Origin of the sequence: Stenotrophomonas sp. STK17_22, assembly GCF_051983905.1 — a bacterium.
Lineage (GTDB): Bacteria > Pseudomonadota > Gammaproteobacteria > Xanthomonadales > Xanthomonadaceae > Stenotrophomonas > Stenotrophomonas maltophilia_A.
This window is the reverse complement of record NZ_CP197010.1, coordinates 5048289-5062666: the sequence shown is the minus strand read 5'-3', so window position 1 is coordinate 5062666 and position 14378 is coordinate 5048289. Positions and strand designations below refer to the sequence as shown.

Sequence of the window (14378 nt, the reverse complement as noted above, 5' to 3'; positions counted from 1 at the left end):
CACAAACGACTTAATCCCCTCCGTCCCCTTTTTTGGGTACCGTAGGCGCATGAGTACCTACCACCTGCAGTCCGTGTTTCGTCCGCAGTCGGTCGCGGTGATCGGCGGCAGTCCACGTGAGCGTTCGGCCGGGCGCGCGGTGATGCGCAACCTGCGTGGCACTGGCTTCCCCGGCAAGGTGGCCTGGATCAACCCGCGGCATGCCGAGATCGATGGCATCCGCACGATCAAGCGGTTGAAGGATCTGGACTGGGTACCGGACCTGGTCGTCATCACCGCACCGGCGGCGATCGTGCCGCAGGTAGTGCGTACCGCCGCCGAACGCGGCGTGCAGGCCGCGATCATCCTCACCGCGCACCTGGGCGAAGGCCCGGGCTCGTTGTCGGAACAGGTGGAAACGGTGGCGCGCAAGCATGGCCTGCGCATCCTGGGCCCGCACTGCCTGGGTGTGATCGCACCGCATGCGCGGCTCAATGCCAGCATCGCCGCGCACTTCCCGCAGGCCGGCGACCTCGCCCTGATCTCCGAATCCTCGGCGATTGCGGCGGCGCTGGTGGAATGGGGTGTGGCGCGCTCGGTCGGCTTCTCCGCCGTGGTCTCGCTGGGCGACACGATGGACGTCGACTTCGGCGACCTGCTCGATTACTTCGCCACCGACTACCGTACCCGCGCCATCCTGCTCTACGTCGAGCAGATCAAGGACGCGCGCAAGTTCATGTCGGCCGCGCGTGCCGCCGCCCGCGCCAAGCCGGTGGTGGTGGTGAAGTCCGGCCGCGCCGAGCGCGTGCAGCCGGGCAGCCGCGATACCCATGTGCAGGCCCTGGCCTGCGCCGACGACGTCTACGGCGCGGCCTTCAACCGCGCCGGCCTGCTGCGCGTGGGGGCGCTGGACGAGCTGTTCACCGCCGCCGAATCGCTGGGTCGGTTGGGGACGTTCCCCGGTCGCCGCCTGGCCATCCTCAGCAACGGTGGTGGCGTGGGTCGCCTTGCGGTGGACCAGCTGATCGCATTGCGTGGCACGCTGGCCAACCTGTCCGACAGCACCATCGAGAAACTCGACGCGGTGCTGCCGCAGGGCTGGTCGCGCAGCAATCCGGTGGACATCGTGGTTGACGCCGATGGTGACCGCTATGCCGCAGCCATCGAAGCGCTGCTGGCCGACAACGAGAATGACGCGGTAATGGTGGTCAATGTGCCGACCGCGTTCACCTCATCGGCGGACGCGGCGCAGGCGCTCACCCGCACACTGGGCCTGCGCCCGCGCCATCACCGCGACAAGCCGGTCTTCGCGGTGTGGCTGGGCAACGACGACCAGGCCACGGCCACGCTCAACGCGGCACGCGTCCCGACCTACCCGACCGAGGCCGAAGCCGTACGTGGCTTCCAGCATCTGGTGCGCTACCGCGAAGCGCAGAACGCGTTGATGGAAACGCCGCCCAGCCTGCCGCAGGATTTCAGTGTCGACACGGCCGCCGCGCGCGCACTGGTCGATGCCGCCCTGGCCAACGGCCAGCAGTGGCTGGACCCGCTGGCCACGCATGAACTGCTCAAGGCCTATGGCATTCCGTCCGCGCCGGTGATGCATGCGCGCGATGCGCACGAGGCGATGGACCTGGCGCAGCCGCTGCTGGAGCGCGGTGCCACGGTCGCACTGAAGGTTCTCTCGCCGGATATTCCGCACAAGTCGGAAGTGGATGGCGTGCGCCTCAACCTGTCCACGCTGCCGGCGGTGCAGAGCGCGGCCAACGCGATCCTGTCGCGCGCACGCCAGCTGCGGCCGGATGCACGCATCGATGGCCTGCTGGTACAGCCGACCATCGTCCGCCCGAAGGCGCGCGAACTGATCGTCGGCATCGCCGATGACGCGACGTTCGGTCCGGTGATCGTGGTCGGTCGCGGCGGCACTGCCGTCGAAGTGATCAACGACAAGGCACTGGCGCTGCCGCCGCTGGACCTGCGCCTGGCCCATGAGCTGATCGGCCAGACCCGCGCCTCGCGCATCCTCAAGGCTTACGGTGACGTGCCGGCGGCTGACGAGCGCGCACTGGCGCTGGCGCTGGTGAAGCTGGCACAACTGGCTGCCGATATCCCCGAGGTGCGCACGCTGGACATCAACCCGCTGCTGGTCGACGGCAAGGGCATCCTCGCCCTCGATGCCCGCGTAGCGGTGGCGCCGTCGCGCATCCTGCACAAGGGCCGCGGCCATCCGCGTTTCTCGGTGTTCCCGTACCCGAAGGAGTGGGAGCGCACCATCGAGCTGTCCGATGGCGGCCGTGCCTTCGTGCGCCCGGTGCGGCCGGAGGACGACGCACTGTTCCGTGCGTTCTTCGCCCGCGTCAGTGACGAGGATCTGCGCCTGCGTTTCTTCCAGTCGGTGAAGCACTTCAGCCACGAGTTCATCGCGCGCCTGACCCAGCTCGATTACGCACGCTCGATCGCGCTGGTGGCGATCGAACCGCGCAGCGGCGAAATGCTGGGTGCGGTGCGCCTGCACGCCGATGCCGATTACCACCGTGGCGAGTACGGCATCCTGATCCGTTCGGACCTGAAGGGCCACGGCATCGGCTGGCGGTTGATGGCGATCATGATCGAGTACGCCAAGTGGCTGGGCCTGGACGTGGTCGAAGGCCAGGTGCTGCGCGAGAACAGCACCATGCTGGCGATGTGCCAGAGCCTGGGCTTCAAGACCAGGCTGGATCCAGACGATCCGACGGTGATGATGGTGACCCTGCCGGTGCAGCAGGTCGAGGTGCCGGCACCGGACTTGTAGAGTCGAGCTTGCTCGACTGTCGCCATCGGGAAGCAGTCGAGCAAGCTCGACTCTACGGCCAGGTTAGCGGAGGGGCTCCACCACCACCGCCGTGCCATAGCACAGCACCTCGGTCAGCCCGGTCATCACATCGGTGGCGTCGTAGCGCATGCCGATGATGGCGTTGGCACCGAGCTGGCGCGCGTGCTTGACCATGTCGCGGTAGGTTTCCTCGCGGGCCTGCTCGCACAGTTCGGTGTAGATGGTGATGTTGCCGCCGAAGATCGTCTGGATGCCGCCCAGAAAGTTGCCGACGATCGAGCGCGAGCGCACGGTGATGCCGCGGACCACACCCAGATTGCGCACGACACGGTGGCCGGGCAGCTCGAAGGCGGTGGTGACCAGCGCATCGTCGAAGCGCAGCGCGGGCGGGGAAGGGGAGCCGCTGTTGTAGGGGTCTGCCATGGTCGCGTCCGTGTCGTCGCTTTCTGTAGAGTCGAGCCATGCTCGACTGGCTGTGGCGCAGTCGAGCATGGCTCGACTCTACAACGCAACCGCCCGTTGCGGCATGGCTCCGTCACCGTGATGGCGCGACAATACCCCCATGACCAACCGTATCCCCCTGTTGCTGCTGCCCGGCCTGCTCAACGACGCCGAGCTGTGGCGCTCACAGTTGGCTGACCTGGCCGACATCGCCGATTGCACGGTGGGCGACCAGACCCGCGGCGAAACCCTGCAGGGCGTGGCCGAAGACGTGCTGGCGCAGGCGCCGGAGCGCTTTGCGCTGGCCGGTTTCTCGCTGGGCGGTTTCGTCGCCCAGCAGATCCTGCGCATCGCGCCGGAACGTGTGCTGCAGCTGGCGCTGATCGATACCTCGATCCATGCCGATTCGCCGGAACGTGCCGAGCAGCGCCGCAGCCAACGTGCCAGCGTGCGCTTGCCGGGAAAATTCCACGGCTTCGGTGACGTGCTGATGCGCAGCTACATCGATGCTTCTCGGCTGGACGACTACGTGCTGGTGCAGCGTGTGCGCGACATGACCGCGCGGTTGGGCGCCGAAGTGTTCCTGCGCCAGAGCGCGCTGGAGCGCCGCGACGGCCATGACGTGCTGGCCGGCTACCGCGATCCGCTGCTGATCGTCTGCGGTGTGAACGACCGCATCACGCCGCTGGCGGTGAGCGAGGAGATGCACGCCCTGGTGCCGCACTCGCAGCTGGTGGTGGTGCCCGATTGCGGGCACCTGGCACCGATGGAAAAGCCGGACGAGGTCAGTGCGGCGATGCGTGGGTGGTTGCTGCAAGGCGAGGGATAGCTCTGCCTTTGGTAGGTGCCGACCTTGGTCGGCACGATGTGTCATCGACTGACCAGAGGCCAGTGCCGACCAAGGTCGGCACCTACGATTCCGATACGTAACCCCAGTTGGGATCAATCCCAGGCCGGGGCAATCCCTTCCGGATTCGCGAGGCGATGGCCGCGATCCAGCTTGGCGATCTGCGCCATGTCTTCGTCGGTCAGGCGCACGGCCGCTGCTTCCAGATTGGCTGCCAGGTTCTCGCGCTTGGTCGACGACGGAATGACCGAGAAGCCCTGCTGCAGCGCCCACGCCAGCGCAACCTGTGCCGGAGTGGCCTGGTGGCGGCCGGCAATGGCCTGGATCACCGGGTCCTTCAGCACTTCGCCATAAGCCAGGCTCATGTAGGCGGTGATGTGGATGCCGTTGTCCTGCAGGAACTTCACCAGCAGGCGGTTCTGCAGGTACGGGTGGATCTCGATCTGGTTGGTGGCGATGGCTTCGGCGCCGAGGATCTCGATCGCCTTGCGGGTCTGCGCGATGGTGAAGTTGGAGATGCCGATCTCGCGGGTCAGCCCCTGCGCCTTGGCCTCGGCCAGTGCCGGCAGATATTCCTCCATCGGCACGTCGACCTTGTCATTCGGCGACGGCCAGTGGATCAGCGCCAGGTCGACGCGGTCGGTGCGCAGCTTCTCCAGGCTGATGCGCAGGCTGGCCAGCAGCGCATCGCGCTTGAACTCGGTGATCCACACCTTGGTGGTCAGGTACAGATCATCACGCGGCACGCCCGACTCGGCGATGGCCTGGCCGACCTCGGCTTCGTTGCCGTAGATCTGCGCGGTATCGATGGCGCGGTAGCCGACCTCCAGCGCATTGCGCACCGAGTCGATCACGGTCTGGTCTTTGAGGCGGAAGGTGCCGAGACCGAAAGCGGGGACAGTCATGGGAAGCTCCAACGGGGGAAGGGAGTAGCAGAGGGAAGAGGGTAGGACAGGCACCGTATGCATGCCGGCAACGGTGCATTGCATGGATCAATGCGCGGTGGCGGCAATGCCGTCGGCGCGGTGGTCGACGCCATCGCGGCGGTCGAGGCGGCCACTGAGCACGGTCAGCGCGTAGGCCAGTACGACCACCAGCGCGCCCAGCCATGGGGTATGCATCAGGCCGATGTGCTCCACCACCAGGCCACCCAGCGAGGCGCCCATGGCGATGCCGACGTTGAACGCGGCAATGTTCAGGCCCGATGCCACGTCGGTGGCCTGCGGTGCATAGCGCTGCGCCTGCTTGACCACGTAGACCTGCAGGCCGGGCACGTTGCCGAATGCCACCGCACCCAGCGCCAGCACCGTCAGCAGCATCAACCAGGTGTTGTAGGCAGTGAACGTGAGCACGAACAGCACCAATGCCAGCAGTCCGAAGATGCGCTTCAGCGCGGGCACCGGACCCAAGCGGTCGGCCATGCGCCCGCCCCACAGGTTGCCGATCGCCACCGACACGCCGTACACCAGCAGCACCAGGCTCACGGCGTTGGCCGGCAGGCCGGTGACGTCCTGCAGGATCGGCGCCAGGTAGGTGAAGGCCAGGAAGGTGCCACCGTAGCCCAGCACGGTCATCGCATAGACCAGCAGCAGGCGTGGCTGGCCGAGCACGGCCAGCTGCTGGCGGAGGCTGGCCGGCGCACTCTGCGGCAGGTTGCGCGGAACGAACAGCAGCGCGCCGATCAGGGCGACCACGCCGAGGCCGGCCACCGCCAGGAAGGTCGCCCGCCAGCCCAGATGCTGGCCGATGAAGGTGCCCAGCGGCACGCCGGTCACCAGCGCCACGGTCAGGCCGGTGAACATGATGGCGATCGCGCTGGCTGCCTTCTCCTTCGGCACCACGGCGGTGGCGATGATCGCGCCGATCGAGAAGAACACGCCGTGCGCCAGGCCGGTGAGGATGCGGGCGATGATCAGCGAGGTATAGCCGGGTGCCATCCAGGCGACGACATTGCCGAGCGTGAACAACACCATCAGCGCCACCAGCAGTTGCTTGCGCGGTACGCGTCCGGTCAGCGCAGTCAGCACCGGCGCACCGATGGCCACACCCAGCGCGTACAGCGAGACCAGCAGGCCGGCCGAGGGCAGGCTGACCTGCAGGTCGCCGGCGATGGTCGGGATCAGGCCGACGATGACGAATTCGGTGGTGCCGATGGCAAAGGCACCGAGGGTCAACGCCAGCAGGGCGAGGGGAATGCCACGGGTCATGACAGGGTCCAGCAGGAGGAAGAGGCTGCGCAGTCTGCGCTGCCGACCTTTGCCGAAAAACCGGCCTTCACGCCAATCACTATTGCCGTGCAGTCAATAATAGGGGTATGAAGACCACTCTCGATGAAATGCAGGCGTTCCTTTCGGTGATCGACAGCGGCTCGATCAGTGCCGCCGCTGAGCAGCTGGGGCAGACGCCCTCGGGCGTGAGCCGCGCGCTGGGGCGGCTGGAGGACAAGCTGGGGATCACCCTGCTGACCCGCACCACCCGCCGCCTGCACCTGACTGCCGAGGGCGAGGTGTTCCTGCGCCATGCGCGCGCGATCATCGATGCGGTGGAATCGGCCGAGGAACAGATGGCGGCGCGCCGCGAACGCCCGGCGGGGCGCCTGCGCGTGGATGCGGCGATGCCGTTCGTGCTGCACGTGATCGCGCCGCTGGTGGCCGGCTATCGCGCGCGTTACCCGGAAGTGCAGCTGGAGTTGAACAGTTCCGACCGCTACATCGACCTGCTCGAACGGCGCACCGATCTGGCGATCCGGATCGGCCCGCTGGCCGACTCCACCCTGCATGCGCGGCTGCTGGGCCGCTGCCAGCTGCGGCTGGTGGCCAGCCCGGCCTACCTGGCCAGGCACGGCGAACCGGCCAGCGTCGCCGCACTGGGCCAGCACACGCTGCTCAGCTTCAACGAGCCGGAATCACTCAACCGTTGGCCGCTGCCCGGAGAGTCGGATGGGCTGCTGCTGGTGCGCCCGGATATTGCCGTATCCAGTGGCGAGACGCTGCGCCGGCTGGCGGTGGAAGGTGTGGGCATCACCTGCCTGTCTGACTTCGTCACCGATCGCGACCGCAGCGCCGGCACCCTGGTGCAGGTGCTGGCGGCGCAGACGCTGGATGTGTACCAGCCGATCCATGCGGTGTACTACCGCAACACCGCCGTGTCGTCGCGGATCAGCTCGTTCGTGGATTACCTGGCCGACGCGATGGCGCAGAGCGATTACGTGCGCTGAGGTTGCCGGCCAGCGGCCGGCACTACCGCTCATCGCACGGGTAGTGCCGGCCGCTGGCCGGCAACCGGATCACTCAGGCCGCGCGCGCCAGCCCGCCCTTCACCGCCGCCGTGGTCGACAGATCGAACACGTCCACTGCATCGATCAACCGGTTCGCCTGCTGCTCCAGGCTGCGCGCGGCGGCGCTGGCCTCCTCCACCAGCGCGGCGTTCTGCTGGGTGGTGCCGTCCATCTGGATCACGGTCTGGCTGACCTGTTCGATGCCCGCGCTCTGCTCCTGCGAGGCCGCGGAGATCTCGGCCATGATGTCGGTCACGCGCTGCACCGATGCCACGATCTCGGCCATGGTGTCGCCGGCCTCGCGCACGCGCTGCGCGCCATGGCCGACCTGTTCCACCGAGGCTTCGATCAGTGACTTGATCTCCTTCGCGGCCGCCGCCGAGCGCTGCGCCAGTGTGCGCACTTCACTGGCGACCACCGCGAAGCCGCGGCCCTGTTCTCCGGCGCGTGCTGCTTCCACCGCGGCATTCAGCGCCAGGATGTTGGTCTGGAATGCGATGCCATCGATCACGCTGATGATCTCGGCGATCTGCCGCGACGAGGTCTCGATCGCACCCATCGTTGCCACCACCTGGCCGACCACGCTGCCGCCGTGGGAGGCGACCGTGTGCGCGCCGATCGCCAGCTGGTTGGCCTGGCGCGCATGTTCGGCGTTCTGGCGCACGGTGGAGGTCAGTTCCTCCATCGACGCCGCCGACTCTTCCAGGTTGGCGGCCTGCTGTTCGGTGCGGCGCGACAGATCATTGTTGCCGGCGGCGATCTCTGCAGCCGCAGTGTGGATGTTGCCGGAGGCGTGCTTGATGTCGGTGACGATGGTCGCCAGCTGTGCGGCGGTGGTGTTGGCATCACCGGCGATGCGTGCGAATACGCCCTGGAAATCGCCATGCATGCGCGCGCCGAGGCGGCCATCGGCAATCGCGCGCAGCATGCTGGAGACCTCGCCGAGGTTCAGTTCGGTCGTCTGCATCAATCGGTTCAAGCCGTCGACCATCGCGCGGAAGTCATGCTCGAAGCGCGCGCTGTCGCCACGCTGGCCGAAGTCACCCATGGCAGCGGCTTCGGCCAGGCGGCGGATCTCGCCATTGATCGTGCCCAGATTGGCCTTGGCGGTATCCAGTGCGTCGGTGATCACGGCCTTCTCGCCCGGCAGCCGCTCCATGTCCTGGCTGAGGTCACCGATGGCGTAACGGCCCATGATCGCAATCGCGCGCAGCTTCACCTGGATGTGCGCATCGACCAGCGCGTTGCTGTCGGCCACCATCGTGCCGAATGCACCGGGGAAGGCACTGGCATCCATGCGGTGGCTGATGGTGCCGGCTTCATGCGCTTGTGCCATCGTGGCCTGTGCATCGAGCACACCGCGCAGCGTGGACTGCACGGCCTGCATGGCCTGCGCGAGGCGACCGATCTCATCGCGGCTGCGCACCTGCACAACATGCTGCAGATCACCGGCGGCCACTGCACGCGCAGCGGCTTCCACCGCCAGCACCGGCTGCACCACCGCACGCCGCAGCCACCATCCCAGGCCCATCAGCAGCAGCACGGCGGCCAGCACGGTCAGCGCCGCGCACAGCAGCAGCGTCTGCCGCGCCTGCTGCGAACGGACCGCTACCGCCGCTTCGGCCACCTGCGTGGCGTGCGTACTCAACGCATCCAGCGCGGTTGCCACCGGGCGGTCCTTGCCGCGCACGAGGTTGTCGCCGGCGGCGGGATCGTAGCTGGCCTCGGCGAACGCCTGCAGCGCCGCGTGATAGTCCTGCTGCAGCTGCGCATGCAGGCCGATGAAGGCCTGCGCCAGTTCGCGCGTGCGTGCATCCGGGCTGCTGACCAGGCCCTTGGCCAGCTGCTCGACCAGACGGCCCTCGCTGTCGAAGGCGTCCAGGTGGCGTTGGCGCAACGCGTCGTCGTGGCCGCGCAGCAGCACGTTCTTCCATTCCTGCACCTGACCGCGGAACTCGCGCTGCAGGCGTTCGGCATCGCGGCTGTGCGCGACTTCGGGTGGAACCTCGGTGGACAACTTCAACCAGGCGGAGGCCAGGCCGGCCAGAGCGCACAGCAGGACCACAGCCAGACCAACAGAAACCGCGCCGAGCAGCTTGGACTGCAGGCGCGGAGCACGGACAGACGCATTCATGGGGAAGAACTCTCGGGAAGGGGCACTGCGGTATCGACCCGCTGCGCACGCCCTGAAGTGGGATGTTGATCACATTCGCGTTTCGTTTAGTGATGTGAAGGAGATGTTTCATAGGACAGATGTGTCCATATGGAACGAAAGCAGACCCTCGACAGAGGAATTAAATGTAACTATTGTCGTTACATGAAATCCGCGAACCCGCTTTCCGACGCCCTGCACGTGATGGCGCACTTGGTCGGCCATACCGCCCCGCGCACGTCCGAACAGCTGGCGTCCTGCCTGCCGACCCATCCGGTGGTGATCCGTCGTCTGCTGGCACAGCTGCACAAGGCCGGCCTGGTGCGCAGCACCCGTGGTCACGGCGGCGGCAGCCTGCTGGCACGCGATGCCGCGGCGATCACCCTGCATGACATCTATCTGGCGGTGGGAGCACCGCCGCTGGTCCAGGTCGGCGCTCGCGATTCCGGCGGTGGCTGCCCGATCCAGCAGCTGGTCAACAGCGCCCTGCTCGAAGGCGCGCGCGAGGCGCAGCGGCTGCTTGAGCAGCGCCTGCAGGCGACCACGCTGGACCAGCTCGGCGCCGACTTCGCCCGCCATCTTGCCCATCACCGTTCCCTGGAAGGTCACCATGAATCCTGATGTGCTCATCGTCGGCGGCAGCTACGCCGGCATTGCCGCCGGCCTGATCCTGGCCCGTGCCCGTCGCCCGGTCACCGTCATCGATGCCGGTTCACCGCGCAATCGCTTCGCCAGTCATTCGCACGGGGTGCTGGGGCTGGATGGCATCAGTGGCGCCGAGCTGCTGAAGACCGCGCGTCAGCAGCTGCTGGACTACCCCACGGTGCGTTGGGTGCATGCCGAAGTGGAGCACGCCCGCACCACCGCCGAAGGCGTGGAAGTGCGTACCGCCGATGGCCAGGTGCTGGCCGCGCGCAAGCTGCTGCTGGCCAGCGGCATCGCCGACCAGCTGCCGGAACTGCCCGGACTGGCCGAGCGCTGGGGCAGCACCGTGCTGCACTGCCCCTACTGCCACGGCTATGAAGTCGGTGGTGGTGCCATCGGCCTGCTCGGCGGCCATCCGATGTCCGCCAGCAAGGCGCCGCTGTTCGCCGACTGGGGCAATGTCACGTTCTTCAGCATGGGTCTGGAGATCACCGATGAGGAACGCGCCGCGATGCAGCAGCGTGGCGTGCAGATCGAGACGTCACCCGTGCTGGGTGTGCAGGGCGACCAGCCGACCTGGCTGGAAGTGGAGCTGGCCGACGGCCGCCGTATCGCACAGCGGGCGTTGTTCGTGCCGGCTACCCAGACGATGGCCACGCCGCTGGTGCAGCAGCTGGGGTGCACATTGGTCGAGAGCCCGCTGGGGGTGCTGATCGAGGTCGACATGATGAAGCAGACCTCGGTGCCGAACGTGTACGCCGCTGGCGATGCGACCACGGTCGGCAATATCACCCTGGCCACCGCCGAGGGCGTGCGTGCGGGCATCGGCGTGCATCATGCGCTGGTGGCCGAGGACAGCGTGCCGCGCTGACCCCCGACGCGACGTGCTGCTCTGGTAGATGCCGACCTTGGTCGGCGCCGTTTCATCCACGCATGGCGTGGAAGAGCAGTCGAGCAAGCTCGACGCTACGGATCCCGGGCATCCAGTCGCCCGTGCCCGTCGAGCAGGTGCCGGCCGAGGCCGGCACCGTTCCATCATCCCTTCACGCACAGCACCTGCCGCAGCGTGTGCACCACGTCGACCAGGTCGAGCTGCGCCGCCATCACGTCGTCGATCGACTTGTACGCGGCCGGTGACTCGTCCAGCACGCCGCTGTCCTTGCGGCATTCCACGTGCGCGGTTGCTTCGCGATGCTGGGCCAGCGTGATCTGCTGGCGCGCGGTGCCACGGCTCATCACCCGGCCGGCACCATGGCTGCAGCTGTGGAAGCTGTCCGCGTTGCCCTTGCCACGCACGATGTAGCTGCGCGTGCCCATGCTGCCGGGAATGATGCCCAGCTCGCCATCGCGCGCGCTGACCGCGCCCTTGCGCGTCACCAGCAGTTCCTGGCCGTGGTGTGTCTCCTTCTGCACGTAGTTGTGGTGGCAGTTCACCGCCATCGCTGCCAGCTGGAACTTCGGCAGCCGGTGGCGCATCTCGGCCAGCACCCGCGACATCATTGCCTCGCGGTTCTGCCGGGCGTAGTCCTGCGCCCACGACACCGCTTCAACGTAGTCATCGAACAGCGGCTCGCCCTCCATGAAGAACGCCAGGTCCTTGTCCGGCAGGTGGAAGCCGAGCACGCGCCGGGCCAGTTCCTCGCGCGCCTTCTCGATGAAGTAGGTGCCGATCAGGTTGCCGGTGCCGCGCGATCCGCTGTGCAGCATCACCCACACCGTGTCCGTCTCGTCCAGGCACAGTTCGATGAAGTGGTTGCCGCCGCCCAGCGTACCCAGCTGGCGGTCGAGCTTGTCGGTGCGGATTCTGCGGTGCTTGTCCTTGATGTTCTCCAGACCGGCGGCCAGCCCGGACTGCACCAGCCGCGTGTGGATGCTGTCGGGCATGCGGTGGTGCTCGCCGCCGCGTCCGTTGCCGACCGGGATGCTGCGCTCGATGCTGTTGCGCAGCTGCCGCAGGTCATCGGGCAGGTCGTTGGCACGCAGCGTGGTGCGCACGGCGGCCATGCCGCAGCCGATGTCGACGCCGACCGCCGCCGGGATGATCGCACCGCGGGTCGGGATCACCGAGCCCACGGTCGCGCCCTTGCCCAGGTGCACGTCCGGCATCACGGCCACCCACGGCCCGACGAACGGGATCGCGGCGATGTTGCGCAGCTGCTCATGCGCCTGCGCTTCCAGCGGCACACCGTTGACCCAGCCCTTGATCGGCGTGGTGCCCTCGGCGTGCAGCCATTGATAGTTGTGTTGAGTGTCCATGTCTTCGTGTTTGTCCTTGATGGGCCGGTGGCGCGTCCCTGCGCCACCGCTACCCCCTACCTGATCGTCACCAGCTGCTTCAGCACGCCATCCAGGCCGCCGAACACGGTGAGCTTGTCGATCTTCTCGGTGACCTTCTCCAGTGCTTCCAGCTCCTTCAAGCGCATCAGCACCGGGTTGTCCTCGATCAGCTTTGCGGTGTTGAGCTGCGAACGCGTGGCGTTGGCCTCCTCGCGACGGCGGATCACGCTGGCCTGGGCCTGCTTCTCGGCCAGCACCACACCGTTGAGGATCTCCTTCATCTCACCCGGCAGGATCACGTCCTTGATGCCCACGCCGAGCAGCCGCACGCCGTGGCCCTCGATCGCCGCCTGCACATGGGCGGCGATCTCGCCGTCCAGTGCCGCCTTGTCACCCAGCAGCTCGTCCAGGCTGCGCGCGGCAATCGCCTGACGCAGGCCGAACTGCAGCTGCCGGTAGACGAACTCGTCGGCATTGCTGAGCGTGCGGTGTGCACGCACCGGGTCGACCACCTGCACGGTCGCGGCCAGGTTCACCCGCAGGGTCACCTTGTCGCGGCTGAGCAGTTCCTGGCCGGACACGTCCAGCGAACGCGCACGCAGCTCCACACGCTCCACCGACACGTTGCCGTTGAAGTTCCAGAACGCGTGCAGGCCGGCGTCCAGCGTCTGTCGCAGCGTGCCATCGATGAACAGCAGGCCGACCGACTCGCTCGGCACGGTGCTGATCACTGCCACACGCGGCAGCACGCCCAACTGGCCCAGGCGCTGCTGCACGTCCGCCGGAATGCGCGGCTCGTCACCCAGCGCCATCACGCGCACCTGGGTGTCGACCGAACCCCGCCAGTACAGACGGCGGCTGCCCGGCGGCAGCACTTCATCGATGCGGCCGTTGCGCAGCAACAGGCCGACCTCGCTGGCGCCGACGTTGGCCAGCACGAAGTGCGTGTCCAGCTCGGTGCCCAGCGCTTCGATCAGGCTGTCCTGGTCGCTGCCGGTATAGGCCGCGCCCTTCGATGCGGTGTGGATGTCCACGTGCGGGTGGCCGCCGAACGGCGACAGGCGGTGCACGCCCGGCAGCAGGATCTGCTGGAAACGACGGTTGCGATACACCAGGCCGCGCTCGCCGTCGCCGATCACGACCTTGATGGTCCAGAACATGGGAGTCTCTCCTTGTATGGCTCTGGTGGTTCGACCCGTTGCGGATGAATCGCCATGACCCGGGCCGATCAGGTCGTGGCGAGGCCGCCTGCACACCACGTGCAGGCAGCGGAAGAGGGCGGCCATCGGCGGACGGTCCGCGCGCGGAGCCTTCGGTGCACCGGCACTGCTGCCATCGTCGTTTCCGGCAGGCAGCACCGGTGCGGAACGTGGCTGGCAGTGGCGGCGGGCCGGGGCCCGGCGTGCGGTCCGTTGCCTTCCACGCTCCTGCCCGAAGGCGTTGTCCGTGGACGGCGGCGATGGCCGCTGGGGCTTGCGCCCCGGGTGTTGCTTCAAGTCATGACGTGACAGGTCATGTGGTTTGGAGTGGGAATCGAACCCACGACAGACGGATTACGGATCCGTTGCTCTGACCAAGCTGAGCTATCCAGTTGGGGACCGCGCGGAATCGAACCGCGTACCGGCGAACCGATGCCTGCTTCCAGCAGGCGATCCAGGCGATGGCATGTCCGCGACCTCCGGCATACGCCACGGCAACGCCGCGCGCACCAGCCCGTGGTGGAAACGGGACCGTTGGAGAATCGAGGGTGCAGGCCATCGACATTATCGCGAGCGATAATGTTTTGATGCGATGCAGATAATGTCCAGGCGTCGCCACTCGCGCGAAGTAAATCCTTCGGCGGAGCGGAAAAAACCTGTGTCAGTGAGCGGCGGGTTGCCGCGCGGGGTGCAGTTCTGGCATCGCGGGTCCTTGTGCCGACGCAAACGAAAACGCCCCCGGGACTTGC

11 protein-coding genes and 1 tRNA gene are annotated in these 14378 nt (G+C 67.3%); 5 read left to right on the top strand and 7 right to left on the bottom strand.

Annotation, left to right across the window (positions count from 1 at the left end):
* The first annotated feature begins 49 nt into the window (after positions 1–49).
* Complete coding sequence (locus tag ACSYS9_RS23530; protein WP_071228578.1) at positions 50–2770, top strand: bifunctional acetate--CoA ligase family protein/GNAT family N-acetyltransferase; 2721 nt, start codon at positions 50–52, stop codon at positions 2768–2770.
* Between the two features lie 63 nt (positions 2771–2833).
* On the opposite strand, the gene ACSYS9_RS23525 is transcribed toward ACSYS9_RS23530, so the two are convergent.
* Positions 2834–3214, bottom strand: coding sequence for a YbjQ family protein (locus tag ACSYS9_RS23525; protein WP_071228577.1), 381 nt, complete (start codon positions 3212–3214; stop codon positions 2834–2836).
* Between the two features lie 139 nt (positions 3215–3353).
* Between ACSYS9_RS23525 and ACSYS9_RS23520 the strand changes: the two genes are divergently transcribed.
* The gene (locus ACSYS9_RS23520) at positions 3354–4061 is read left to right on the top strand and encodes an alpha/beta fold hydrolase (protein WP_071228576.1); all 708 of its coding nucleotides are present in this window, start codon (positions 3354–3356) and stop codon (positions 4059–4061) included.
* 113 nt (positions 4062–4174) lie between these two features.
* Here ACSYS9_RS23520 and dkgB read toward each other — a convergent pair whose 3' ends face one another.
* Positions 4175–4984 carry a 2,5-didehydrogluconate reductase DkgB gene (dkgB, locus tag ACSYS9_RS23515; protein ID WP_071228575.1) on the bottom strand — a complete coding sequence of 270 codons (810 nt, stop codon included), beginning with the start codon at positions 4982–4984 and terminating at the stop codon, positions 4175–4177.
* Between the two features lie 87 nt (positions 4985–5071).
* On the bottom strand, positions 5072–6286 hold the full coding sequence (locus ACSYS9_RS23510; RefSeq protein WP_071228574.1) for an MFS transporter: 1215 nt from the start codon (positions 6284–6286) through the stop codon (positions 5072–5074).
* A gap of 107 nt (positions 6287–6393) precedes the next feature.
* On the opposite strand from ACSYS9_RS23510, the gene ACSYS9_RS23505 reads away from it, so the two are divergent.
* On the top strand, positions 6394–7296 hold the full coding sequence (locus ACSYS9_RS23505; RefSeq protein ID WP_071228573.1) for a LysR family transcriptional regulator: 903 nt from the start codon (positions 6394–6396) through the stop codon (positions 7294–7296).
* A 73-nt stretch (positions 7297–7369) separates the two neighbouring features.
* Here ACSYS9_RS23505 and ACSYS9_RS23500 read toward each other — a convergent pair whose 3' ends face one another.
* A complete protein-coding gene (locus ACSYS9_RS23500; protein WP_440568665.1) occupies positions 7370–9490 on the bottom strand; it encodes a methyl-accepting chemotaxis protein in 2121 nt (706 codons plus the stop codon).
* 183 nt (positions 9491–9673) lie between these two features.
* On the opposite strand from ACSYS9_RS23500, the gene ACSYS9_RS23495 reads away from it, so the two are divergent.
* Together ACSYS9_RS23495 and ACSYS9_RS23490 are read left to right on the top strand one after the other, a co-directional pair.
* Positions 9674–10129, top strand: coding sequence for an Rrf2 family transcriptional regulator (locus ACSYS9_RS23495; protein ID WP_071228571.1), 456 nt, complete (start codon positions 9674–9676; stop codon positions 10127–10129).
* Positions 10119–11024: an NAD(P)/FAD-dependent oxidoreductase gene (locus ACSYS9_RS23490; protein ID WP_071228570.1), complete on the top strand. Its 906-nt coding sequence runs from the start codon at positions 10119–10121 to the stop codon at positions 11022–11024. Before ACSYS9_RS23495 ends, ACSYS9_RS23490 begins: the two co-directional genes overlap by 11 nt.
* A 164-nt stretch (positions 11025–11188) precedes the next feature.
* On the opposite strand, the gene ACSYS9_RS23485 is transcribed toward ACSYS9_RS23490, so the two are convergent.
* The 3 genes from ACSYS9_RS23485 to ACSYS9_RS23475 all read right to left on the bottom strand — a co-directional run bounded on the left by ACSYS9_RS23485 (position 11189) and on the right by ACSYS9_RS23475 (position 14021).
* Complete coding sequence (locus tag ACSYS9_RS23485) at positions 11189–12409, bottom strand: RtcB family protein (RefSeq protein ID WP_071228569.1); 1221 nt, start codon at positions 12407–12409, stop codon at positions 11189–11191.
* A 56-nt stretch (positions 12410–12465) separates the two neighbouring features.
* Positions 12466–13590: a slipin family protein gene (locus ACSYS9_RS23480; RefSeq protein ID WP_071228568.1), complete on the bottom strand. Its 1125-nt coding sequence runs from the start codon at positions 13588–13590 to the stop codon at positions 12466–12468.
* 357 nt (positions 13591–13947) lie between these two features.
* Positions 13948–14021, bottom strand: a tRNA-Thr gene (locus ACSYS9_RS23475).
* Positions 14022–14378 lie beyond the last annotated feature (357 nt).